Genomic DNA, 25827 nt, shown 5'->3' with positions numbered 1-25827 from the left:
GTTAAATAGCTGTTGACAGCGCTTTATATTGATGTTAATTTAACGGTGTAAACAATAGGAATTTTATTGGTATTGAAAAAAAGTAAAGTGATTCTATTTGTCGTTTTACAAATAAGTTAAATAATAGGAGAGTGGAAAAAATGAAGTTTCGTAAAGCAGCTATGGTACTAGGGACGACGTTATTGTGCGGTATGGCTTTGACAGCGTGTGGAAGTGGCAGCAGCAACGCAAGCAAGAGTTCGGAAATTTTGTTATGGTCATCGACAACTGGACCGGATGGAGAAAAAATCAAAAAGACGATTGATGAATACAATGCGACGGATCCGGATTTTAAAGTGAAACTAGTCAGTATGCAAGGGGATACCTTCACCTCCAAACTAACCACAGCAGGTAAATCTGGTAAAGGCGTGCCAGATTTAGCATTAGTCGCTTCAGAAGCACTGCCAACTTACAAGAACCAAGAGATGCTGGATTCGTGGGATGACATGATCAAAGGTACAGAGCTGGATCGCAGCAATTACGTTGAAGCAGCTTGGGATACCGGCACGCTTGAGGACAGCCAATATGGGATCCCAGCCACCATGGGGTCGTGGGTCATGTATTACAACAAAGATTTGGTAGATAAATATGTTCCCGGGGCATTAGATGACGGCATCGTGACTTACGAAGAAATCAGACAAGCAGGTGAAAAAGCAAAAGCAGATGGTGTTTACAGCTTTGGCTATACCTGGGGAATGCAGAACTATTCCAATCTGTACCAACAAATGGGCGGACAATGGCAAGACCAAGAGGGCAAAATCAATATTGATAATGAGTATTCTTACGATACAGTCCAAGAATTTAAAGATTTGTATGATGCCGGTTATATGGTGCCAGATGGCGAAGATGCCAATAAATTATTTGCCAATCAACAGTTGATTTTCCTTCCCGAAGGAACGTGGATGTTGAGCAATATGGAAGAAATCAGTGACTTTGAATGGGGAGAAACCTTCACTCCGCAATGGGATGCAGAAAAGATCGTCCAAGGCTCCGGCGTCGATCAGTTTGCAATGTTCAAAACAAAAGAAGAACGATCCGATGAAAAGAAAGAGGGAATGGTGGATTTCTTGACTTGGCTACAGTCGAACCAATTGGAATGGATAAAATCTGGTGCGAATCCAACCTCACTCGCTATGCTCGACAACGAGGAATATGTTAATATGCCGCAATCTTTCTTGTTGAAAACGGAAAAAGGTCAGGCAGCGATCTCTGTGAATGCAGTCGATGGATTGTCCTACATTTTTGATGAATACGACAATCGTTCTTGGGATATGATCACTGGAAAAGCCGACATCAAAGAGACATTTGGTGAAATCCAAAAAGTCGTGGAAGAAAAAATGAAATAATGCCAGGATCTGTGACCAATGCGAAAGGCCAAGAAGACAACTGGTATGCCAAGCTAGCACATACGACCAAAAGAGATCCCATACAAGATTTCTCAAAGAGGGCACTCTTTTTGGTCCAGCTTGGGCAACTGACAATCATTCTCTTCAATGCAGGTTCGTCATTTGTCACAGTTCTTTTCTAGTCGATTTTATCAAGGAATGAAAGGATGCGTAATGTATGAGTAACAAAAAAAAGCTCAGTGGATGGCCGGTCTTATTTATCGGTCCCCACATGATTCTTTTCATTTTGTTCTTTTTGATTCCTGCTGTAATTGGGATCTATGTCTCTTTTACTGAGTGGGATTTATTCAGTTCACCGGTTTTTGTTGGTTTAGAGAATTTTAAGACGATTCTATTTGATCAAGATTCGTTGTATCATACGCAATTTTTCAATGGGATGAAAAACACCTTATTCTTTGCCGTAATATCCGTCCCGCTATGTATTGCGATTCCATTGCTGCTGGCTGTGGCACTATCGGCAAAGCCAAAGATGATGCGCTTTTTCCAATCAGTTCTTTATTTGCCAACCTTGTTTGCTATCTCTGCTGTAATGATCATCTGGGGTTTTCTGTTAAGTAAATCCTTTGGCCCCATCAAAGAAGTTTTTGGAATAGACATCAACTTTGTCGGCACCCAGCCTTGGGCTTGGCTCGCAATTTTAATTGTAACGATTTGGTGGACATTAGGCGGAAATTTGATCATTTATGTCGCTGCATTAAACGGTGTACCAAGAGAACAAATGGAAGCGGCGGATCTCGACGGTGCCAGTAGTATCGTCAAGTTCTTTCGGATTTCATTGCCGAGTATTCGGAATCAGCTTGTTTTTACGACAGTCATGACCACCATCGCGCAGTTCAACATCTACGGTCAACCGTTAATGCTGACTGGGGGCGGACCAAACAATTCAACACGGGTGCTGATGATGTATATTCAAGAAAATGCTTTTGGTAGCAGTACCTCCGTTGCTGGGATGTCCTCGGCGATGGCGATTTTACTGGGGATCGTTATCATGATCGTTTCGATCGTTCAGTTTGTCATGATCAAAAAATTAGAGAGGTAAGGAGAACGCTATGAGAGAAAATAAAGTTGGAAAAAGAGTTGCTTTCATAGGTTTAGCCATTGTTTGTATTATTTGGATTTTTCCGCTGATTTGGGCGATTTTTACCTCTTTTAAATCGGATGCTGAGATCCAAAAAGTTGGCTTTAGCCTGATTCCTAAAGAGTGGACAGTTGCGAACTTTTTAGGTTTGTTGCAGGGGAATGATTCATCGCCGGTCTTTCGCTGGTTTTTAAACTCACTGATTATTTCGACCGCCCACACACTCTTAGTGATGGTGATCGTTTCTTTTGCTGCTTATGGCTATACGCGGCTGACCTTTAAAGGCCGAGACTTGATTTTTGCATTATTGCTTGGAACCATGATGTTTCCAAGTGTTGTCAATTTGATTCCTAATTTCAAAATCGTAGATACATTAGGCTGGACCAATACGTTTCTAGCGGTGATCGTCCCAGGTGCCGCTGGCGTCTACAATATTTTTCTAGTTCGTCAATTTATTCTGGGGATCCCGAAAGAGTTGGATGAGTCAGCTGTGATCGATGGTGCCAATGAATTTCAGATTTTTTATCATATTATTTTACCATTGATCAAACCAGTTTTAACCGTCGTTGCGTTGTTTAGTTTTACAGGTTCGTGGAACGACTTCTTGTGGCCTTCTATCGTTATGAGCGACATTGATAAGCTGCCTATCACGCCGGGACTTCAATTGCTGCAAGGGCAATACATGACGTATCCAGGAGTAGGTACGGCAGGGGCGATATTAGCATTGATCCCGACGTTCCTTTTATATTTAGTGGCACAGAAGAGCTTTATGGAATCAATGTCATTGCAAAGTGGTATAAAATAAATCGTTTTTTTGGAGGAACTATGAGCAGAAATGAATACCCTAGACCCCAGTTTCAACGAGAGAACTGGCTGAATTTGAATGGAGAGTGGCGCTTCGCCTTTGATGATGAAAACGTAGGACTGAAAGAAAAATGGTATCGGAATGAAACGGCCTATCCGCATAAAATCAATGTTCCTTTCGTTTATCAAAGCGAATTGAGTGGAATCAATCAACGAGATCCCCATGATATCGTCTGGTACTACCGGCAATTTTCGGTACAGGCAATGGACAAGCAACGGGTGATCTTGCATTTTGGGGCTGTGGATTACGAAGCAGATATCTTTATCAACGGCTGCCATGCCAAGAATCATCAAGGTGGACATACATCTTTTCAAGTAGATATTACCGATTACTTGGCTGAGGGTCAGCAAACCCTAAGTGTGCGTGCCTTTGATCCGCATATGGATGAAAGTATTCCTCGAGGAAAACAATTCTGGGAGACAGAATCTGCGGGGATCTGGTATACGAATTCTACCGGGATTTGGCAGCCAGTTTGGCTCGAAGTCGTTTCTGAGACCTATTTAAAAGAAGTCAAACTGACGCCAGATTTGGATCAAGGGACGGTCACTGTTGAAACAGTCTTGAGTCACCATCAGCCGCAAATGGAATTGGAATACCAAATTTATTTCAAAAAACAGCCAGTAGTAGCAGGAAAGCTGTCAGCGGATACTGGCAAACTGCGTTTCTCCGTGGATCTTTTTCAGGAACATATTTTCAGAAGCAATTTCCATCATGACGGTTGGTCTTGGACACCGGAAAATCCCCAGCTCTTTGATATTAAACTTTCTTTAATCGATGATGGAGAAACAATTGATCAGCTGCAAAGCTATTTCGGTATGCGTAAAATCCATACGGAAAACGGCATGGTCTATCTGAACAACAAACCTTACTATCAAAAGTTGATTTTGGATCAAGGGTACTGGCCTAGTGGACTCTTGACAGCACCGTCAGATGAAGACTTAAAAAAAGACATCTTACTAGCAAAAGAAATGGGATTCAATGGCTGCCGCAAGCATCAAAAAACGGAAGACCCACGCTTTTTGTACTGGGCAGACCAGCTAGGATTTCTTGTCTGGGGGGAATGTGCCGCTCCGGCGATTTACAATGAAGATTCTGTGGAACGTCTGATGCGGGAATGGACCGAGATCATTGCCAGAGACGTTAGTCATCCCTCCATTGTGACTTGGGTGCCGATCAATGAAAGCTGGGGGGTACCGAAGATTTCTTTTGACCGCACACAGCAACATTTCTCTCAAGCAATGTATCATTTTTTGCATGCATTGGATAAGACGAGATTGGTGATCTCAAATGATGGTTGGGCAATGACAGAAACGGATATTTGCGCCATCCACAACTATGCCCATGGGCAAAAGGATGAGACCCAGAAATATGAGTACTTTAAAGAAAGCCTGCACACGCGGGAGAAATTAATTCAACGAATTTCTACACCGTGGCCGATTTTTGCCGCTGGTTTTTCTTATCAAGATCAGCCGATATTGTTAACGGAATTTGGCGGGATTGGTTTTGATGTATCGGGACAACCGGGTTGGGGATATACATCGGTAGACAATGAAACGGAATTTTTAGCTGACTACCAGCGGGTGCTGTCTGCCGTCTATGGGTCCGTTGGACTCTGGGGGTACTGCTATACCCAATTGACCGATGTCGAACAGGAAATCAATGGACTATTGACCTATGACCGCCAGCCTAAAGTAGACTTGGCAGCCATCAAAGCTATCAATGATCAATTTCATGTTTCTCAAGTTGAATGATTCTGCAGATTCCCAGTGATAGCAGCATTGGAAAGGAGCGGTTATGAAAAATAAAGGCATTATTTGGGCATTGGTTCTGGCAGTCCCTTTGTTGAGTAGCTGTCGTACTGCCGATGAAACGCTGGTTGACGATTTTACGGCGATCATCGATAACGATGGAGCAGACCCATGGATTTTTCAAGATGATACCTATTATTATTACACGAAAACCACCGGTAACAATTTGACCCTTTGGCGTTCGGAAAGTCTGACTGAAGTAGCGGTGGGAGAGGAAAAAATCATCTGGGAAATGCCTGCAGAGTTTGAAAGTATCTGGGCACCGGAATTGCATCAGCTGGATGGTACCTGGGTCGTTTATTTTGCAGCCAATCATCCTTCCGAAACCCATCGAATGTATGCGTTGGTCAATGAAAACCAAGATCCCTACAGTGGTGACTGGCAGCTGGAAGAGATCAAAGGAATGGATGACAAGTTTGCTATTGATGGAACTGTCCTCGAATTAGACGAACAACGGTATTTCCTTTGGTCAGGATGGGAAGGATATGAGAATATCGCCCAAAACATTTATATTGCTGAAATGGTTTCCCCTACAGAAGTTACTGGTGAGAAACAGTTGATTTCGGTACCGGAATATGAATGGGAAATGCGGCAAAAGCCACTGATCAACGAGGCGCCGCAAGTGATCATTAAAGGAAATACGGTCAATGTAATGTACTCGGCTAGTGGGAGTTGGGACAATGATTATGCATTGGGCCTTTTGACAATGGATCGTCAAGATAATCCGTTAGATGCCCAAAGTTGGACAAAAGAAGCTGAACCAATTTTTCAGCAGACGGAGACAGTTTTTGGTCCTGGACACAATGGTTTTGCCAAGTCGAAAGATGGTACCGAGGACTGGTTGATTTTTCATGCTGCTCGTTGGGATCATTCCGGTTGGCAACGCTCGATTCGTTTGCAGCCGATCGCATGGGTGGATGATAAGCCGCAGTTGAAGGTTCCTTTAGGAGATAATGAAGTGCAAAAGCTTCCTAGCGGCGAAGCAAAGCGACTGAGACTGGCAGCTAGTGATGCAATTCTTGAGGGGGACTTAACAACCGCTAACGATGAGGAATCATTGATGAAGACTGTTGTTCAAGGTTTTGAAGCCACCGAAGATCGACTGATTTTCCAACCCACCATTCAACAAGCAGGTAAAGCAACAGTGATCGTCTATCTTAAAACCCAAGATTATTTTTCATTGAGTGAACCCATTTATGTGCAATTGAAAACGGACAATGAGAGTCAGCGTTTAGCAGTCTATCCATCACAATACTATCAGCCGATTCAAACCCACTTGGACTTGGCAGCCGGCAAAGTCCAAATCGAAGTGTCTTCAGAAATCGGCGTCGATACGTTATTGGTCGATCGGATGGAGATCATTCCGCATCAAGGGCAAGAGTAGGAGCCTGAGTAGAGATCAGAACAGGTCCCCGGTTCCTGAATAAATGGTGGGTTTAACTGGAATTTTCGTCAGCTCGTTTACACTAATTTCTTGTTTTTAGTAGGTGTAGCTGGTGATTTTCTCTTCCTTCAGCTCTGGCTGGATAGGGGGATATGGGATAGAAATGTTTCGTAGTGTCATGGAATCCTTCCGTGGCACTTTTTTTGTTGACTAATCCTAAGCTGCTTCTTATACACTTATTGGCAAATTTATTGGTGTTCAAGTAGATGCTCTAGGTCCAGGATAGGCAGTTTTGGTTCTTCCATGTATAATAGGAGCAAACGGAATGACAGATGCAAAACATTCTTTCAATCGAGGAAAATGAGGTGAAGAGATGAAAACCGGACAGGAAACGATCCAGTCTTCAAATGGCAAAGACCAGATCTATGTGAAGATTTGGCAGCCGGAGGGGCCTTCCAAAGGGGTACTCCAACTGATCCACGGCATGATCGAACACATTGAACGCTACGATCCCTTTGCACGATATTTGGTGTCAAAAGGATTCACAGTGATTGGACACGATCACTTGGGACACGGGCAAACGGTTACTGATCAAAAAGCCTATGGCACATTTGGAGAGTCGAAGGGTGCCGATTATCTGGTGGCAGATGTGGGACTGGTTCATGGATTTGCAGCGGAGCGATTCCCGAATTTGCCTTATTATGTATTGGGTCACAGTATGGGGTCTTTGGTTTTGCGTAATTATCTTTTTCAAAAACCGCAACCTTTAAATGGGGCGATCATTATGGGAACAACGATGGAACCAGCTGCTAAAATGACCAGTGCGATGTTGTTGACCGAATCCCTCATGCCATTTCGACAACAGGCGTGGCCTTACCGTGTGATGGAAAATCTAGTTTTCGGTCAACACAATCGACGGTTTCAGCCCAATCGAACAACCAAAGACTGGTTATCCAGCGATCCGCAGCAAGTGGATGCTTATTTGGCGGATCCTCATACGCAGTTCCATTTTTCATTAAATGCTTATCGAGATTTATTTTTATTGACAAAAAAAGCGAGTGATCCTCAGCTTTTACAAAAAATCGACCCGAAACTGCCACTTCTGTTGATCTCAGGAAAAGAAGATCCGGTGGGGCATTATGGGAAGAGTGTCCGCAAGTTGGCCGCCTGCTTGAATCAGCAAGGACAGCGGAATCTAACGGTTTATTTGTTGGAGGGTGGCCGTCATGAAATCTTAAATGAAACCAACAAACAAATCGTGTTTCATGAAATTGTACAATGGTTAGAAAGCAACTGATGAGGGACATCAGTTGCTTTCATGTTTTTTCAGAAAATTTAGAATTTTATTTTTTTACTCTTTTTTCAGCAGACCCCTTCTGCTATAATGGGTGTCACATCTAACAACAAAGGAGAGATTTTTGTATGACTGTTTATAACTTTTCAGCTGGTCCCGCCGTCTTGCCCCGCCCTGTATTGGAAAGAGCTCAATCCGAGCTTTTGGATTACCGTGGCAGTGGGATGTCCGTCATGGAGCTGAGTCATCGGTCCTCCTTGTTTGAAGAAATCATTCAAGATGCAGAAGCCCTTTTGCGAGAATTAATGGCGATCCCGGATAACTATCGGGTGCTGTTTTTGCAAGGAGGTGCCAGTCTGCAATTTAGTATGGTGCCATTGAATTTAGCGAAAAACAAGAAAGCCCTATATATCAATACGGGTTCATGGTCAAAAAAAGCGATTCAAGCGGCCCAAGCACTCACCACCGTGGAAGTCGTCGCATCAAGTGAGGATCAAAATTTCACTTATATTCCAGAAATTACCGTAGATAATATCGACCAAACGGCAGCGTATCTGCATATCACCACAAATAATACGATTGAAGGCACAGCTTTTCAAACGATTCCGGATGCTGGCAAAGTGCCGATCGTGGCAGATATGTCATCGAATATCTTGGCCAATGACTATCGTGTCGAAGATTTTGGCATGATCTATGCTGGGGCCCAAAAGAACATTGGACCGGCAGGACTGACAGTGGTGATTATTCGAGAAGATTTATTAAACGATGAAGCCATCTTTGCGCCTATGCTGGACTACCGTCTGCAAGCTGACAACGGTTCCCTTTACAATACGCCGCCGACTTACAGTATTTATATTGCTAAGTTAGTCTTTGAGTGGTTGAAAGAATTAGGCGGCGTAGCAGCGATCACTGCGCAAGATCGCCAAAAAGCCGCACTGCTCTATCAAGCAATCGAAGCGTCAAACTTGTATAGCAGTCCCGTAGACAAAAAAAGCCGTTCCCTGACGAACATTCCTTTTGTCACTGGGGATAAAGAATTGGATCGACGATTTAACGAAGCTGCCCAAAAAGCCGGCTTTGAAAACTTAAAAGGCCACCGTTCAGTAGGCGGGATGCGAGCGAGTCTATACAATGCGTTTCCTATCGAAGGGGTTCAAGCACTTGTCGATTTTATGAAATCATTCGAAGCGGAGGTCAACTAAATGTATCAGATCAAGACATTCAATGCGATTGCACCAGAGGGCCTTCAACGGCTAGACAAAGAAAACTATGCCATCAATGAAAGCGATGAGCCAGAAGGGATTTTGCTGCGGAGCCAAAAACTCCATGACTATCCTTTTCCAAAAAGTGTTTTAGGAATTGCCCGAGCTGGAGCAGGTACCAACAATATTCCGGTCAAAGAATGCACGGAACAAGGTATTGTTGTCTTTAATACCCCAGGAGCCAATGCCAATGCGGTCAAAGAATTAGTCATCGCCAGTTTGCTGTTAAGCGTCCGCCCGATCCTTCAAGGCGCTCAATGGGTTCAAACACTGAAGGGATCAGATGTAGAGGAACAGGCAGAAGCCAACAAAAAGCAATTCGCTGGCACAGAACTAGAAGGCAAAAAACTAGGTGTTGTTGGGTTAGGTTCAATTGGAGCCATGGTGGCTAATGATGCTTACCGCTTAGGGATGGAAGTTGTGGGCTATGATCCTTATGTTTCGGTGGACACTGCTTGGACTATCTCTCGCAGAGTCAAACGGGCCAATGATTTAGCGGAAGTTTTCTCTACCTGTGACTTTATCACTCTTCATGTACCATTGATGGAAAATACCCGCCATTTAGTGGGCAAGAATGAATTGGCCAAAATGAAACCAACGGCTAAACTGTTTAACTTTTCTCGCAGTGAGATCGTTGATACTGCCGCCGTCCTTGCTGCATTAGCGAATGATGAAATAGCTGGCTATACAACGGATTTTGCAGATGAACGCTTACTGGGCCATGAAAAAGTACTGGTTTTGCCCCATCTAGGTGCATCCACCGAAGAAGCCGAGATCAATTGTGCCAAAATGGCTGCCCGAACATTGAAGAAATTTTTGGAGTTTGGGACGATCAAACGCTCTGTGAATTTTCCAACCGTAGAAATGGCGTTCCATTCGCCGTATCGGTTAACGGTGATCAACCGCAATGTGCCGAATATGCTGGGACAGATTTCCACGATCATCGCGGAGTCAGGAATCAACATCGACAATATGCTCAATCGCGGACGTGATGACTATGCCTACACATTGGTTGATATCGCAGCTGCCGATGCTGCATTGATCGAGGCGGTGGCTGATAAATTACGTGCCAAAGAAGATATTATTCGCGTGCGAGTGATCAAGAATCAGGAGGTGGGCTATTAATGGTCCAAGTCTTTCCTTTTAAAGCAATCCGTCCTCAATCTGACTTAGCGGAGAAAATTGCAGAGCTGCCTTATGATGTAGTTAACACACAAGAAGCAGCGGCATATGCTGCTGGTAATCCTTACAGCTATTTTCATATTGATCGCTCAGAGATTGATCTGCCAGGAATCTCTCCGTATGACCCGCAAGTATATGCGAAAGCTGCAGAAAATCTAGCGGCTTTTCGTGAAAAAAGCTGGCTGATCCAAGACAATACCCCGGCCTATTATTTATACGAGTTAACGATGGCAGGACGCAGCCAAACTGGGCTGGTTGTTTGCACGTCAATTGAGGATTATGTCGCCGGTAAAATCAAAAAACATGAGTTTACCCGACCCGAAAAAGAAATCGATCGCATCAACCATATCCAAGCCTGTGATGCGAACACAAGTCCGATTTTTCTAAGTTATCGCCAACCGGAGTCTCTTAGACAGACGATTCAGGATTGGCAAAAGCATCATCAGCCAATCTATGATTTCACGAGTTATCATGAAGTTGATCATCGGGTATGGCTGATCGATGATTCAGCAGTCATTGAGACACTCTCCCAAGCGTTCTTAAAGATTGATGCGTTGTATATCGCTGATGGGCATCATCGGACCGAATCCGCAGTGAAAGTCGGCTTGCAAAAACGGGCGGAAAAAACCAATAGTGAAGAAAGCGATCGTTTCTTAGCGATTTTGTTTCCGGAAAATGAATTAGCCATCTGGGAATACAATCGTATCGTCAATGTCCCGATTCCCGAGAATTTCTTGGCTCATCTAGGGGAGAAGTTTATTATTGAGAAGCCAACGAGCAAGAAGCCAGCTCAAAAAGGGACCTTCTATTTGTATTTGGCTCAAGAGTGGTTTTCTTTAACCATCAAAGAAGCAGGCACCGATGCAGTCGGGAGCTTGGATGTCTCTCTTTTGCAACAGAATATCCTAGCGCCGCTACTTGGTATTGAAGATGTCCGCACAGATAAGCGCATTGATTTTGTTGGCGGCATTCGTGGACCAGAAGAATTGGAACGGCTGGTGGATTCCGGCAAAGGAACAATGGCCTTTTTGATGTATCCAACCCAGATGCAAGATTTGTTGGCGGTTGCCGATGCGAATGAGATCATGCCGCCTAAGTCCACCTGGTTTGAACCAAAATTGTTAAGCGGCCTGTTTTTACATGACTTAGAAACCAAAAGCTGAAACGAAAAACAGCCGTAGGATCGGCAGAGAAATCTGCAATCCTGCGGCTGTTTTTCTTTTTTAAAAAATACCTGCCATTGTTTCAAGGATGAGGCGAATGTTGAGGACCGTCAAGGCAATGGCACAAATCCAGCCAAGACTGGTGACCCAAAGCGGATTTTTGAAGGTTTCTCCCATGATTTTTTTCGAACTAGTAAAGTATACCAGCGGAATCATTGAGACGGGCAATGCGATGCTCAAAAAGACTTGGGAGTAGATCAAAAGATTATCCAATGCCCGTTCATTGCCGCCAAAATAAAGGGTACATAGTAAGACTGGGATCACGGAAAGGGCACGAGTGATCAGTCTTCTAGCCCAAGTTGGAATCTTCATATGAATGAAGCCTTCCATGACGACTTGTCCTGTCAGTGTGCCAGTAATCGTTGAATTTTGTCCAGAAGCCAACAATGCTACGGCGAAGAGGACACTCAAAACTGGACTGGCAACGGCTCCGGCAATCGCTGAATCTTGTAATGCGTCATATAGCGCTGAAAAAGTTCCGACTGCTTCACTATGGCCAAAGAACAGTGCGCTTCCTAAAATCAACAAGAGACAGTTGACGACAAAGGCAGCCGAAAGCTGGATATTAGAATCCCAAGTAGCAAATCGAACCGCTGTAGCCACTTCTTGCTGATTTGTCCGATCAATCTTGCGAGATTGTGAAATCGATGAATGCAAATATAAGTTATGAGGCATGACTGTGGCCCCGACGATTCCTAACGCCATGGTCAATTGTCCATGATTCAAGACTTGTTTTTGAGGGATAAACCCTTGGACCAATGCTGAAAGGTTAGGTTGTGCAATGATCACTTCATAGGTGAAAACGAGTAGAATCACCAAAATCAGCGTCATAACGATAGCTTCGATTTTCCGAAATCCTAATTTCATCAAGAAAAGCAGTAAAAAGACATCGAAAATCGTCAAAATCACGCCCCAAACTAATGGCAGACCGAATAATAAATTCAAAGCGATCGCGCCGCCAATCACCTCAGCGATGTCTGTCGCCATAATGGCCAATTCCGTAATGATCCAGAGGAAAAAGCCTAGCTTTTTGCTAGTATGTTTCCGGGTAGCTTGTGCAAGGTCCATATGGGTAACGATTCCTAATTTGGCTGCCATATACTGCAACAACATGGCAATCAGACTTGAAATCAAAATCACGGATAGCAGGAGATAGCCGTATTCGGCACCGCCGCCAATTGAAGTAATCCAGTTCCCTGGATCCATGTAACCCACAGCGACCAAAGCCCCGGGTCCCGAAAATGCTAAAAGGTTATGCCAAAAATTCCCGTTCTTGGGAATCGCTACAGTATTATTGATTTCTTCTAAGCTGGGTCCATTTGCTGCTTGGACCAATTTTTTTTCTTCATTCATTCTGTCACGTCCTATCTTTTTAGGTGTGCCTAAAAACAATCTTATTGTATTCCTTGTTTATAAATTTTTCAAGAGAAAAACTTCTGAAAGTTTGCAAATGAGAGAAAAATAAATGTTATCCAGCAACGGAAGGGTATCATATGGCAATTATTGAGAAAGAGTCTACACTGACATTTATTTATATTGTGTATCTAGTAGACATACGCTTAATCATAGATGATTGCAGAAGCGCGTAGATGATTTATGGTAAAAATATAAAAACAAGAAGCAACAAAATAAATGGTTACTTCTTGTTTGTATAAAGAGTCGACTTGGTTTATCGATCGTCTTCTTCGATTACTAAATTTTGTCCGTAATAATTAAGTGTAAAGAACAAATTCAGTTAGTTGTTAGAGATAAAACACTGGGTCAGTGTGTCCACAAATTCTTCAAAAGTGGTGATGGAACTCAACTTATGAACATTCTGTTCCTCTGTACAAATCATGGCTAAATCATCAAAAATTTCTCGAAACACATGACGATTGTGGTAATTAATGGAAATTAAAAATACCAATGTGACGCGGCTGTTCCCCCAAGCAATACCATTTGGATTCACGACAATCGACACACCTGTACGATTGGCATTCATTGTCAGGGAATGTGGAATAGCTATGGAACCGAAAGCTGTGGAAGAAAGTTTTTCTCGTTCAATTACTTGAGGATAGAACGTTTCGTCCACGATTCCTTCTTCTTTCATTTGATCACATAATTTTTTGAGCAATTCAGCGGAGTTTTGTTTATCAGTTGTATAGGTGAATCGCTTTTTATCAACAAGCGATAGGAAATTTTTAACAAATTGATCTTTCCGCTTTTTTTCTTTTATATCAAAGATCTTGGCGGTAATTTGTTGTCGATCTTCCAATGTAAAAAAAGGATTGATGATCACATAGGGAATCGCAGTTACTTGTTTCAATTTAATCGCGGACACAATCAGTTCTGTATCTACATATTTTAATTCTTTTTCACTCGTAAGAATGTTTTGAATCTCAAGATCATCAGAGAAATTTTTTTGGAGTTTTTCCATCACTTGAATGTTCATGTTGTAGTAATGAGGTACTAGGATCGTACAGTTAATTTTATTGGTTCGCTGTTTTTGGATTTCTAACGCATAACCTAAATGAAAAGCGATATAGGCTATTTCATCTTCACTGATCGTATAACCGATTTCTTTTTGAATGACATGTGAGACTTGGACGGCGCAATCATAGATAAGGGGACATTCTTTCTTAAGCGTTTCTGTCATTGGATTTCTGCAGGAATAGCCGTTTTCTATTCGGTAAAGTAGATTTTTGATGTGGAGTGCAAATCGAATGAAAAATTCAGGTTCACTGCCATCGATAAAGTATAATTCATCAACTTTTGCCAGAATTTTTTTTACTAAATCAAGACAGTGCTTGTCCGTGACCTTCTCTAATTCTTCTGGAGAAATTTGCGTAAAGTTTACGCTAGTTCCATTCGCTGAAATCAGAATTGCTAAATCGCGAATCTCTTCTTTGGGAAAACGAATCGCGTACCGTTCCGCTACTTTGTCCGCGATTTTTTCGGCAATTTTTAATACTGTGGGATGGATAGATTGAGGGGAGAGGGTTTCTGTTTCAGGAGAACGGAAATTTCCTTTCATACGATCTACGGCAATAGCTAAATGAATAACTATATTTGTTAGCGCATAATCATTGGTAAAAAAATCATAGTCTGAGAAAAGTTCAGCGATGATTTCTTTAATATAATCAAGATCAAAATCTACGAAACTTTCTTGCAGCTTAGTCATATCAACGAAATGATTATCCAATTCGGATAGCAATGTGCTATGAATCAGTTGCCGTTTTGCTTTTTCCGTTCCAATCAACTGGAGTGTATCCTTGGTCAGTCTGATTTCGATAGATAGCTCAGAGCATTGTTTTTTAAGCTTTTTTGCATCACTCAATAATGTTGACTCACTGATAAATAGTTCTTCTGCTAAATCATAAACAGACAGTGCTTCTTCCGTTGAAATCAGTCTTAAAAGGAGATAAGCAACTCGTTCAGTAGGCGTTTCTGGGACGCTTGTTTCTATACGAGTCAAAAAAGTGACCAGATTATTTGTTAGTACACGATAGCCTTTATTTGAGGAAACGATCAAATCTGATTCATTGGCCTGAATGTCGGCGATATACGATTTTATCGTTCGTTTGGATAAACCGAATTTCTCTGCTAATTGTACGGAAGATACCCAGTTGTCCTGTTCATTTAGGTATTGAAGAAGTTTGATATATTTTGCTTTCACTAGATAACATCCTTTCTTTCACCCCTGCAGTGCAAAAGAATATTTGTTTCACCGCTGTAGATTGACTATAGTATAACTGTAATTGATAGCGCTATCAATAAAAAGTGAATAGAGGAGAAGAAATCATGAAAAAATTGAACGTTTTACTTGTTTGTGGATCAGGGGCAAGCTCAGGATTCATGGCGGCGAACATTCGCAAAGCAGCCGCTGAAAAAGGACTGGATATAAAAATTACTGCCCGGGGAGAAAGCGAGATTGAAAATTATATTGATGACATTGATGCTTTGATGGTAGGACCTCATCTGGCTTATATTTTGGATGAAGTAGAAGAATTTGTCGGTGATGCACCAGTGAAAGTGATTTTGATGAAGCCAGAATATTATGCCACATTAAACGGGAAACAAGCGTTGGATCACTTATTAGCGGAAATCCAATAGTTTTCAAAAAGGAGGTAATAAAATGAAACCTTTAATTAATTGGCTGGAAAACAGCTTTACGCCTAAAATGAACAAAATTAATCATAACGTTTGGATCGTGACTCTTAAAGACTCAATCATGCAGGCTTTGCCATTAATTTTCTTGGGCTCTGTCTTTTGTATGCTTGCTATTTTAAATGATTATTTTCCTAGTTTACCTAATTTCTGGACCCCATATGGATGGACAATGGGAATGATTTCGTTGGTGATTTCTTTCTTGATTCCCTTCAATTTGATGGAGAAGAAAAGATTGCGTAAGCAAAGAATTAATGCAGGTATGTCTGGAATTATCTTATTTTTGATTATTATTTCTCCACAGGTGATCGCAGATGGAGAACCAGGGTTTAGTCATAGTGCTCTTGGTGCAGGTGGAATGTTTATTGCGATTGTTGCAGGACTATTCGCAGGTATGGTCTTGAATTTATTTGGAAAATTCTCCTTTTTCAGTGAAGAATCGGTCATTCCTGATTTTGTCCGTTCATGGTTTGATGCCATGCTACCAATCGGTATTGTCGTGCTTGTTGGATGGGTATTTGTAGATATTCTTGGTTTAGATGTGTACAACGCTGTTCTAGCTATCTTTATGCCATTACAAAGCGTTATTGAGACACCGTGGGGCTTTTCTTTGATGATGCTGATTGTCTGCTTCCTTTACTCTTTAGGTATTTCAACATGGGTGCTGACACCGGTGTTAAATCCAGTTTTATTGACAGCGATTCAGGCGAATATCGATGGAAAAGCAATGAATTTAGTTACAGATCCAACCATCTACTCTGCTTATCTATGGATTGGCGGTATTGGTTGTACCATGCCACTTGTCTTTATGCTAATGCGCTCAAAATCGAAAAAATTAAAAGCGTTGGGAACAGCTTCGGTTGCACCGACTATTTTTAATATCAATGAACCGATTGTTTTTGGTTGTATTGCATGGAATCCTCTTTTAATGGTTCCAATGTGGTTACAAGGCTTGATTTTACCTTTGATTGTTTGGCTATTTACGAAGATTATTGCTTTTGCGCCTATTCCAAAAGTTATGTTTCAAATGTGGTATTGCCCGTTTCCAATTGCAACATGGCTGACTACTGGAACTATCTCAGGGATTCTTCTCATGCTAATTATTTTTGTTGTAGCTGCAGCAATTTGGTATCCATTCTTTAAAGCCTATGAAAAACAAGAGTGTGAGAGAGAAGCTGCCGAACTAACTGAAAAAGCATAGAAAGAAAATTGTGAAAGAGGGTCTTGAAATGGTAAAAGAGCAAGTCGTTCAACAAGCCATGCAGATAATTCTACATGCTGGAGATGCAAGAAAACATTGTATGAATGCTTTAAAAGCGATAGAAGTCAGTGATTTTGAGCTAGCTAAGAGTGAAATGAAACGAGCAAATGAGGAAATTGTGCAAGCGCATCATGTACAAACCGATGCTATCACGGCTGAAACCACTGGTGAAACTGCGGAGTATTCTGTGCTGTTCGCACATGCTCAGGATACGTTGATGACCATTTACAGTGAAATAAATATTGCGAAGCGTATGCTTGCTATTTTTGAAGTATATGATCGGCGCATTGAGCAATTGGAAAGTAAGTTGGAAAGGAAGGAAAAAAATGACTAGAGTACCGAATGGATTTCCAGAAGATTTTCTATGGGGTGGTGCCATCGCGGCCAATCAAGCCGAAGGCGCTTGGAATATAGATGGAAAAGGCTGGTGTGTGGCTGATATTAATGAGTTTCTTCCAGATGTAGATTTAGAAAAGAAATCTAATATGGAAATGACAACTTCCTACATCAAAGAAGCAATGGACAGTACCGACCGGATTTTTCCAAAGCGTTGGGGCATCGATTTTTATCATACGTACAAAGATGATTTGAAGTTGTTGGCTGAGTTAGGATTAAAAACATTTCGTACTTCTATTAATTGGGCAAGGATTTTTCCGAATGGAGACGAGTTAGAGCCTAATGAAGCTGGTCTGCAATTTTATGATGACCTGTTTGATGAAATAATCAAAAATGGCATGGAGCCGATGATAACAATGTCACATTATGAACTGCCTATTCATTTGACAACTGCCTATAAAGGTTGGTATTCAAGAGAAGTCATTGATTTCTTTGTCCGGTATGGTCAAGTTCTTTTAGATCGCTATCATGGTAAAGTAAAGAAATGGATCGTGGTCAATCAAATCAACCTAATCGTTCATGAGTCTTTCAATCACCTGGGAATTGCGGAAGATACAGTAGCTGATTTGCTGTCTGCCAAGTATCAGGGAGTGCACAATGAAATGGTTGCTAGTGCATTGATCACAAAATATGCACATGAGCATTATCCGGACAATGAAATGGGTATGATGCTTTGTGGGGGACCTTCTTATGCGGCATCCAGCAAAGCAGAAGATGTTTTAGCTACATTAAAATTAAATCAAATGGAGTATTTCTTTGCAGATGTCTTACTTCGCGGTTACTATCCCGGCTATGCATTCCGCTACTTTGAGGATAAAGGAATTCAAGTGGATTTTGGAGAAGAGGACGAAGAAGCATTGAAGAATACCGCTGACTTTATGTCTTTCTCTTATTACTATACCCAAATATGCGATCAAGATTCTTATGATAAAGACTTAGGTCCACACAGAAATAAGGAATTACCAGCAAATCCTTGGGGATGGACAATCGATCCAATTGGCTTGAGAATTCTATTAAACGAGTTTTACGATCGCTACCAATGTCCGATTTACATCACTGAAAATGGAATTGGTTATTTTGATAAACTGGAAGGCGAAAGTATTCATGATTCCTACCGGATTGATTACTATCGAGCCCATATTCAAGCCATGAAAGAAGCGATTAAAGACGGTGTGGATCTACGCGGTTATTATGCTTGGGGACCAATTGATATTGTCAGCTGTTCATCCAGTGAAATGAGCAAACGCTATGGATTCATTTATGTGGACATAGACGACTATGGAAAAGGCAGCGGTAAAAGGATCAAAAAAGATAGCTTTGCTTGGTATCAAAAAGTTATTCACAGTAATGGGGAAATAATCGAATAGTTTGAAAGAGAATAAACGGATGCAAATCGTTTATCTCGCGTTTGGTGAATGCTTTGCTAGTAACCAGTAGTGACCTACTATTTGTTTAAAGATGAAATCCTAGTGTAGTTTGAATGTAAAACCGATTGAAGTATCTATGCTATAGTTATAAAACAAGAAGCACTCGAAAAATTATTTTCGAGTGCTTCTTGTTTTGGTTGAGAGCTTCACGAGCTCATTGCTGTTCTGCTCTTTTCAGTTAGTAGTTGTATAGAAGAAATTAATCTGCTCGTAAAGCGATCGCAGCATCTTTTTTCGCTGCCATCCGTGCTGGGATATGGCCACCGATCATGGTTAAGATCGTGCTGACCAAAATCAAGATCAATCCATGGACTGGATTCAGTTGAGCCACATTTTCCAAATCAGTCATATTGTATAAGACTGCATTGATTGGGAAAGTAGCTAACCAAGCGATGAAGACCCCTAATGCACCGGAAGCGATCCCTAAGATACAGGTTTCTGCATCAAAGACACGGGTAATATCTTTCTTGCGCGCACCTAAAGCTTTTAATACCCCAATTTCTTTGGTACGTTCCAAGACAGACGTATAGGTGATGATACCGATCATAATCATGCTCGTCACTAATGAGATAGCGGCAAATGCAATCAGCACATAGGTGATGGCATCCATCAAGCCACCAGTCAATTGCGTCATGGTGCCGGCTAAATCAGAATACACGATTTGGTCTTTACGATCTTTGCCTTTATTGTATGCGTCAAGATAATCCAAGATTTTTTCTTTTGCGCTGAAATCATTTGGATAGATCATGATGCTGTTTGGCAAATCGCTGCCGCCTAAGTAATCGATTAGAGAATCGCGGGTGCTATCATCGATTTTTTCATTGGTCATAACATTGATGTCGCTGTCTTTTTGAGCTTTCACGATTGCCGAGTTTTTGTTTTCTTTGATCACTTCTTGCGCCAAAGCATCGCTATAAGCAATCCCAGTAGAAAGCAAGTTCATCGTGGATTTTTCTTTAATGCGCAAAATTCCGCTGATTGTCAATTCTTTGTTATCACTATTGTCATAGACAGCTGTTAAATCTTGATTCGGGATGAAGTTCCCAGTTGGTAATTCCGTATAAAAGGCATCGTTTAACGCCAACTTGACAGTTGTTCCTACGATATCAGAGAAAGATACTTTGTCGCCATCTTTGATATCAAATCCTAAATTGATCAATGCATTCACATTTGTCACATTGTTTTCGTCAACGATTAGGACAACGTCATTGGCTGATTTTGGATAGTCTCCTTCAAGCAAATCATAGTTGTCTTTCAAAAAGTTGCCGTTTTCCTCAGAGAGTTGTTCTGGGAATGTTGACACGCCAATTCCAGTAGAAGCGCTCATTGCAGACATCATAGCATTGGTTTGCTCGTTGTCAGCTGACGCATTGGAGAAGCTGACTTGTTCGACTTTATCATCGACCTTACGCAATAAGTTCAATGAAGTTGAACGAGTATAGCCAATGTTATTACTTAGTTCGGGATCGATTTTATTGAGATAGTCAAGAAAATCTTGATCGATATTGTTGATATGTGTTGCTCGATCAGCGTCACTGAGTTTTGCCGTTACTTCTTTATCTGATGGGAAGTTCTCTTCTTTTGTCCGTGTGCTGATCGCAGAAGGATCTTGTTCGGTTGTTACTTTAGAAATGGTGATTGGAAAGCGAGACAGCGTTTCTGATTGCGTGTTATCGATTTGCTTCTGGAATCCGGTCGATAAAGACAAGACAATGGCGATGCCGATAATCCCAATACTTGAAGCAAATGCAGTCAAGAAGGTTCTGCCTTTTTTCGTGCGAATATTGTTGAAAGAAAGACGTAATGCAGTCAGAAAACTCATTTTTGTATGCTTTAATACAAACTGATCTTTCTTTTGTCCTTCCACGTGGGGATTCGAATCTTTCAAAATTTGACCATCTTTGAACTCGATGATTCGATCCGCATATTGGTTGGCTAGTTCCGGGTTATGGGTTACCATGATCACTAGCTTCTCATTAGACAGCTCTTGGATCAATTTCATGATTTGGACACTTGTCTCTGAATCCAACGCTCCGGTTGGTTCATCACAGAGAAGGATGTCTGGATCATTGGCTAACGCACGAGCAATCGCTACCCGCTGCATTTGTCCGCCGGAAAGCTGATTCGGTTTTTTGTGCATATGTTCTGCCAGTCCAACCCGCGTTAACGCATCTTCTGCTTTCGCCCGTTTGACTTCCTTTGATACACCACTAAGGGTCATTCCTAACTCGACATTATCGATGATCCCCAAGTGACTGATTAAATTGTAGCTTTGGAAAACGAAACCGATCGAATTGTTCCGATAGGCATCCCAGTCACGATCTTTGAAAGATTTGGTCGACTTACCATTGATGACCATGTCGCCTGAGTCGTAGTTGTCTAGTCCGCCAATCACGTTTAACATGGTGGTCTTACCGGAACCACTTGGTCCCAAGATGGCTACAAATTCTTGCTTCCGAAAGGAAACGGAAACGCCGTCCAATGCTTTGGTGGTGCTTGATCCTACTGTGTAATACTTCTTGATGTCTTTTAATTCTAGCATGCTGTCACTCTTTTCTTGCCATTTTCATGTTTTTTTTCATCCTGTTTAAAAGCTATCATAACAGTTAACAAAAATCAACAATAGATGTTGTTTTGCGGATGTTCTTATACTAAACTATAGAGAAAGAAAAGAGGGAGAAAATGGCGAAAGCAGTAGAAAAGTTTGATATTTCAGTATTTGCTGAAGTTTTCTCACTATTGGGAAACCTTTTATTTGAAGAAGTTGGCTTAGAGGATTTAAAATTAACGAAAATGGAAATGCTGGAACTCGTCCTAGTTTCAACGAATGAAGGCATTACGATGTCGGAATTGGCTAGACAAATCGGTACCTCGAAAGTTCAGATCAGCCGCTCCATTGCGGGGTTGGAAAAAGCTGGGTTTGTCATGCGTAAAACCAATGAAACCAATCGCCGCAGGGTCAATGTCTTTATGTGTGAAGCGGGGAAAGAATTATTTAGCCGAAAAAAACAACAGATCGAGGATCGATTGAATACAAAAGTTTCGGTGATGAGTTCGACAGATTTCAAGGAGCTTTACCAGGCGTTAGACCAAGTGATCCATTTGTTACGGAAATACGATATCTTGAAGGAACATAACTGCCCGAATAAGCCAGCCATCAAGTAATCTGCTTGTTGATGGATCAGGGAATCTTAGCGATGCAAACGATTGCTGTTATTTAGATTTCTTATGCTATTTTTATAGTTTATATACTTTTATAAAAAGGATACAAGAAAGCAATCGATTGCATATTTTTCTTGTATTCTTTTCGTGTGTGTGGGAAAATAGAGACAATAAATGATTAAAGGAGTCTGCTATGAATACTACTGCTATTTATCATCGTCCAGAAAGTGAATTTGCTTATTTATTTGACAAAGACAAAATGCACATCCGGTTGCGTACCGCTCGTCAAGATGTTCGACATGTGCAATTATTATGCGGAGACCCTTATACCCTCTATAAGGAAGCTTGGTATCAACGAAGAATTGAAATGGATAAAATTCTCTCAACCGATTTGCATGATTACTGGCAAGTGACTGTGAGTGCAGAATTTCGCCGCTTGTCCTATGGCTTCTCCATTGAAAGTTTTGATGGGTTGCATGTTTTCTACGGGGATCATGGGGTTTATCCCTTTGAAGAGCAATATTTAGAAATGAACAACAATTATTTCCGGATGCCTTACTTCCAAGAGGCAGATCGCTTCAAAGTACCGGAATGGGTCAAAGAAACCGTTTGGTATCAGATTTTTCCAGAACGCTTTGCAAATGGGGATCCATCGAATGATCCAGAAGGAACATTGCCTTGGGGGTCTAAAAATCCTGATCGGCAAGACTTCTTTGGTGGGGACCTACAAGGGGTGATCGATCATCTGGACCATCTGGTTTCACTAGGGATCAATGGAATTTATTTCTGTCCGATTTTTGAAGCTTATTCGAACCACAAATATGATACGATCGATTATTTAGCGATTGATCCGGCATTTGGGGATAATGAGACTTTCAAACGTTTGGTGGGAGAATGTCACAAACGAGGCATCAAAGTCATGCTGGATGCCGTTTTCAATCATATGGGGGATACTTCTCATCAATGGCTCGACGTCATTAAGAACGGTGCGGATTCTCCTTTCGCCGACTGGTTCCATATCAATGAATTTCCAGTCAATTACAAAGAAGGCGAAGATTTTGAAGATGCCTATGATATTACGTATGATGTGTTTGCCTTTACTCCGCATATGCCTAAGTTGAATACAGAAAATCCCGATGTTCAAGAATACCTGTTAAAAATTGCCCGCTACTGGATCGAAGAGTTTGATATCGATGCTTGGCGCTTGGATGTAGCCAATGAAGTAAGTCATAATTTTTGGAAGAAATTCCGACAAGTCTGTGATGAAGCCAAAGATGATTTTTATATCTTAGGAGAAATCTGGCACTCTTCTCAAAGATGGCTTCAAGGAGATGAGTTTCATGCCGTGATGAACTATGCCTTTACCGATGCTATTATTGAGTTCTTTGTCAAAGACGAAATATCGATGACGAAAATGGTTTCAGAATTGAATAATCAACTGATGCTTTACCGAGATCAGACAAATCAAGTTCAATTCAATATTTTGGATTCTCACGATACCCCACGGCTATTGACATTGGCCAGAGGAGACAAAGATTTGATGCGTCAAGTGATGGCCTTCACCTATTTACAACAAGGGGTGCCTTGCTTGTATTATGGGGATGAAATCGGCCTGACCGGAGATATGGACCCGGATTGTCGGAAGTGTATGGTCTGGGAAGAAGAAAAACAAGACCGAGACTTGTTGCGCTTTACAACTAATTTGATTCATTTGCGCAAGCAAAATCAAAAAATTCTTTCGGAAGGTTCTTTGAATTGGAATGTGATTTCGGAAGAAGATGGCCTAATTATTTTTGAACGAGAATTAGGGGCACAACGAATCATTGGAATCTTTAATACTGGGGAAGATCAAATCACATTGTCTTGTCCGGAGGAAATTCTATTGGATCAGTTTATGCAGATCGAAGATGAAACGATGATCATTGATAATAAAGGATTTGTCATCGCAAAAATCAACAACGAAATCAGTAATAACTAAAATAAAATGAGGCAAGAGCTGTTAACAAACAGATCTTGCCTCATTTAGGCTGATTGGGTTTTATTTCCCCATGCACGTTGGAAAGAATCTTCCCCAAAATTCTTTCTACTAATATTATATCCTATAACCCGTGAGTGTGACAAATAATAATAGTCGAAAAACAATCCTTTTTTGAAAAAATGATCAAGAAGAGGGAATTTTCAGATTTTTTCTTTTTCTTTCAGAGAATGGCGGTGTAAGGTCTTTTCTTTTTACTTAAATATGATAAACTAGTAAAAATGTATTTTTATTCGAGGAGTGATCAAATGGATAGAGGGTATCGGGTAGCTGTCGTTGGTGCTACTGGCGCAGTTGGAACAAAAATGATTGAAATGTTGGAAAAGACTACATTGCCGATCAAGGAATTGATCTTATTGGCTTCAAAGCGGTCAGCTGGGAAAACCCGTGACTTCAAAGGAAACCCATTGGTCATTCAAGAATTGACGGCTGATTCATTTACAGGGGTGGATTTGGCATTATTCAGTGCGGGTGGCAGCATCTCCAAACAATTTGCGCCAGCAGCGGTTAAAAGTGGTGCTGTAGTCATCGACAATACGAGCTTTTTCCGAATGGATCCTACGGTTCCTTTGGTTGTTCCAGAAGTCAATGCCCATGCATTAACGAACCATCAAGGGATCATCGCAAATCCGAATTGCTCCACGATTCAAATGATGGTGGCGCTAGAACCGATTCGGCAAAAGGTAGGATTATCACGGATCATTGTTTCGACCTACCAAGCAGTATCTGGTGCTGGTGCCAAGGCAATGGCAGAATTGACACGGGAGTCGCAAGCTTTCTTGGCAGGTACCCCAGCTGATCAGTTGGAACCAGAGATCATGCCAGCAGGTGGTGACAAAAAACACTATCCGATCGCATTCAATGCATTGCCGCAGATTGATGTTTTTGCTGAAGATGACTATACGTATGAAGAATGGAAAATGATCAACGAAACCAAGAAAATCATGGAAGATCCCTCCATTCAAGTGGCGGCTACTTGTGTTCGGATCCCCGTTTTTAGCGGCCACTCGGAATCTATCTATATCGAAACGAAGCAACCAGCAGAATTAGCTGCGGTCAAAGAATGGATCGATGCGGCTCCAGGAGCAGTCCTGCAAGACGATCCAAGTCAACAGATCTATCCACAGGCATTAACAAGTGTCGGGAAGACGGAGACTTTTGTTGGACGAATTCGAAAAGACCTTGATGTGACCAATGGCTTGCATCTCTGGGTAGTCTCTGACAACCTACTGAAGGGTGCGGCATGGAACTCTGTTCAAATCGCAGAATCGTTGCACGAACAGTCATTAGTCCGTGTGTAATTCATAAGTTTTTCAGAAAAGTGTAGCAGATGCTACGCTTTTTTTTGTAGCGTAACTATCTGAATATACTGCGGTTTATCAAGGGAAAATCATTGAGACTATCCGCGAGTTATGTAGGAAAAATCGTGATACGGTACCAACAATGAGCACATTATCTTTGGTAGTAGGGGGAGTGACACAAGTCTTGTCACTTCTCCTTTTTACGAACAGACGGAGATAAGCTACCTACTTCCGTCATAAACTCGGTTGTTATGAAGCGACCTAGCCGATGCTCATTTGTAGTTAGTTCGTCAGTAGCAAAAAGATGTGCGTGTAATTTGGGCAAAGTACGTTTGTTTCTCAGCTATCAACTCCTAACTGTTTTAGGGGAATTTTGAAAAAAATTGATTTTATCATCAGTAATTGATCATTATCAGATTTAAAATTGATTTCTCGATGAAAGAGTTCTTTTAGGGGGGTCTTTTCTCCTGTCTAAGGGATTCTAAAAGGCCAGAATCAGAAGAGATAGTCTTTTGGGAGACAATTTGGTTTTAGGCGTTGGAAGGAGGGCGTGTATTT

General features: G+C 41.6%; 19 protein-coding genes. 16 read left to right on the top strand and 3 right to left on the bottom strand.

Annotated features, from left to right (window positions below; all coding sequences use genetic code 11):
- Positions 1 to 140 precede the first annotated feature (140 nt).
- The 9 genes from Q0A12_RS12300 to Q0A12_RS12260 all read left to right on the top strand — a co-directional run bounded on the left by Q0A12_RS12300 (position 141) and on the right by Q0A12_RS12260 (position 11481).
- The gene (locus Q0A12_RS12300) at positions 141 to 1385 is read left to right on the top strand and encodes an extracellular solute-binding protein (protein WP_291292944.1); all 1245 of its coding nucleotides are present in this window, start codon (positions 141 to 143) and stop codon (positions 1383 to 1385) included.
- A 217-nt stretch (positions 1386 to 1602) separates the two neighbouring features.
- A complete protein-coding gene (locus Q0A12_RS12295; protein ID WP_291292943.1) occupies positions 1603 to 2484 on the top strand; it encodes a sugar ABC transporter permease in 882 nt (293 codons plus the stop codon).
- A 10-nt stretch (positions 2485 to 2494) separates the two neighbouring features.
- Complete coding sequence (locus Q0A12_RS12290) at positions 2495 to 3328, top strand: carbohydrate ABC transporter permease (RefSeq protein WP_291292942.1); 834 nt, start codon at positions 2495 to 2497, stop codon at positions 3326 to 3328.
- Between the two features lie 20 nt (positions 3329 to 3348).
- Complete coding sequence (locus Q0A12_RS12285; RefSeq protein ID WP_291292941.1) at positions 3349 to 5139, top strand: sugar-binding domain-containing protein; 1791 nt, start codon at positions 3349 to 3351, stop codon at positions 5137 to 5139.
- A 43-nt stretch (positions 5140 to 5182) separates the two neighbouring features.
- Positions 5183 to 6580 carry a glycoside hydrolase family 43 protein gene (locus Q0A12_RS12280; RefSeq protein WP_291292940.1) on the top strand — a complete coding sequence of 466 codons (1398 nt, stop codon included), beginning with the start codon at positions 5183 to 5185 and terminating at the stop codon, positions 6578 to 6580.
- A gap of 373 nt (positions 6581 to 6953) precedes the next feature.
- Complete coding sequence (locus Q0A12_RS12275) at positions 6954 to 7877, top strand: alpha/beta hydrolase (protein WP_291292939.1); 924 nt, start codon at positions 6954 to 6956, stop codon at positions 7875 to 7877.
- 125 nt (positions 7878 to 8002) lie between these two features.
- The gene (gene serC, locus Q0A12_RS12270; RefSeq protein ID WP_291292938.1) at positions 8003 to 9076 is read left to right on the top strand and encodes a 3-phosphoserine/phosphohydroxythreonine transaminase; all 1074 of its coding nucleotides are present in this window, start codon (positions 8003 to 8005) and stop codon (positions 9074 to 9076) included.
- The gene (locus tag Q0A12_RS12265; protein WP_291292937.1) at positions 9077 to 10261 is read left to right on the top strand and encodes a 3-phosphoglycerate dehydrogenase family protein; all 1185 of its coding nucleotides are present in this window, start codon (positions 9077 to 9079) and stop codon (positions 10259 to 10261) included.
- On the top strand, positions 10261 to 11481 hold the full coding sequence (locus tag Q0A12_RS12260; protein ID WP_291292936.1) for a DUF1015 family protein: 1221 nt from the start codon (positions 10261 to 10263) through the stop codon (positions 11479 to 11481). The genes Q0A12_RS12265 and Q0A12_RS12260 overlap by 1 nt, the downstream gene beginning before the upstream one ends.
- A gap of 60 nt (positions 11482 to 11541) precedes the next feature.
- Here the strand turns inward: Q0A12_RS12260 and Q0A12_RS12255 are convergent, their stop codons facing one another.
- Both Q0A12_RS12255 and Q0A12_RS12250 read right to left on the bottom strand, forming a co-directional pair.
- Entirely contained in the window at positions 11542 to 12894 is a 1353-nt protein-coding gene (locus tag Q0A12_RS12255; protein ID WP_291292935.1) for an Nramp family divalent metal transporter, read from the bottom strand.
- 382 nt (positions 12895 to 13276) lie between these two features.
- On the bottom strand, positions 13277 to 15196 hold the full coding sequence (locus Q0A12_RS12250; RefSeq protein ID WP_291292934.1) for a BglG family transcription antiterminator: 1920 nt from the start codon (positions 15194 to 15196) through the stop codon (positions 13277 to 13279).
- Between the two features lie 125 nt (positions 15197 to 15321).
- On the opposite strand from Q0A12_RS12250, the gene Q0A12_RS12245 reads away from it, so the two are divergent.
- From Q0A12_RS12245 to Q0A12_RS12230, 4 genes are read left to right on the top strand one after another with little or no spacing between them, the layout of a single operon-like run.
- The gene (locus tag Q0A12_RS12245) at positions 15322 to 15633 is read left to right on the top strand and encodes a PTS sugar transporter subunit IIB (protein WP_291292933.1); all 312 of its coding nucleotides are present in this window, start codon (positions 15322 to 15324) and stop codon (positions 15631 to 15633) included.
- A 22-nt stretch (positions 15634 to 15655) separates the two neighbouring features.
- The gene (locus Q0A12_RS12240) at positions 15656 to 16888 is read left to right on the top strand and encodes a PTS transporter subunit EIIC (RefSeq protein ID WP_291292932.1); all 1233 of its coding nucleotides are present in this window, start codon (positions 15656 to 15658) and stop codon (positions 16886 to 16888) included.
- Positions 16889 to 16916: 28 nt separating this feature from the next.
- Positions 16917 to 17282: a PTS lactose/cellobiose transporter subunit IIA gene (locus tag Q0A12_RS12235; protein WP_291292931.1), complete on the top strand. Its 366-nt coding sequence runs from the start codon at positions 16917 to 16919 to the stop codon at positions 17280 to 17282.
- Complete coding sequence (locus Q0A12_RS12230) at positions 17275 to 18711, top strand: glycoside hydrolase family 1 protein (protein ID WP_291292930.1); 1437 nt, start codon at positions 17275 to 17277, stop codon at positions 18709 to 18711. The genes Q0A12_RS12235 and Q0A12_RS12230 overlap by 8 nt, the downstream gene beginning before the upstream one ends.
- Positions 18712 to 18970: 259 nt before the next feature.
- On the opposite strand, the gene Q0A12_RS12225 is transcribed toward Q0A12_RS12230, so the two are convergent.
- Entirely contained in the window at positions 18971 to 21313 is a 2343-nt protein-coding gene (locus Q0A12_RS12225) for an ABC transporter ATP-binding protein/permease (protein ID WP_291292929.1), read from the bottom strand.
- A 140-nt stretch (positions 21314 to 21453) separates the two neighbouring features.
- Between Q0A12_RS12225 and Q0A12_RS12220 the strand changes: the two genes are divergently transcribed.
- The 3 genes from Q0A12_RS12220 to Q0A12_RS12210 all read left to right on the top strand — a co-directional run bounded on the left by Q0A12_RS12220 (position 21454) and on the right by Q0A12_RS12210 (position 25269).
- A complete protein-coding gene (locus Q0A12_RS12220; RefSeq protein ID WP_291292928.1) occupies positions 21454 to 21936 on the top strand; it encodes a MarR family transcriptional regulator in 483 nt (160 codons plus the stop codon).
- Between the two features lie 190 nt (positions 21937 to 22126).
- A complete protein-coding gene (locus Q0A12_RS12215; protein ID WP_291292927.1) occupies positions 22127 to 23911 on the top strand; it encodes a glycoside hydrolase family 13 protein in 1785 nt (594 codons plus the stop codon).
- 305 nt (positions 23912 to 24216) lie between these two features.
- On the top strand, positions 24217 to 25269 hold the full coding sequence (locus Q0A12_RS12210; protein WP_291292926.1) for an aspartate-semialdehyde dehydrogenase: 1053 nt from the start codon (positions 24217 to 24219) through the stop codon (positions 25267 to 25269).
- Positions 25270 to 25827 lie beyond the last annotated feature (558 nt).

Source organism: Enterococcus sp., from assembly GCF_022711995.1.
GTDB lineage: Bacteria > Bacillota > Bacilli > Lactobacillales > Enterococcaceae > Enterococcus_D.
This window is presented reverse-complemented; position numbering and strand designations above follow the sequence as displayed.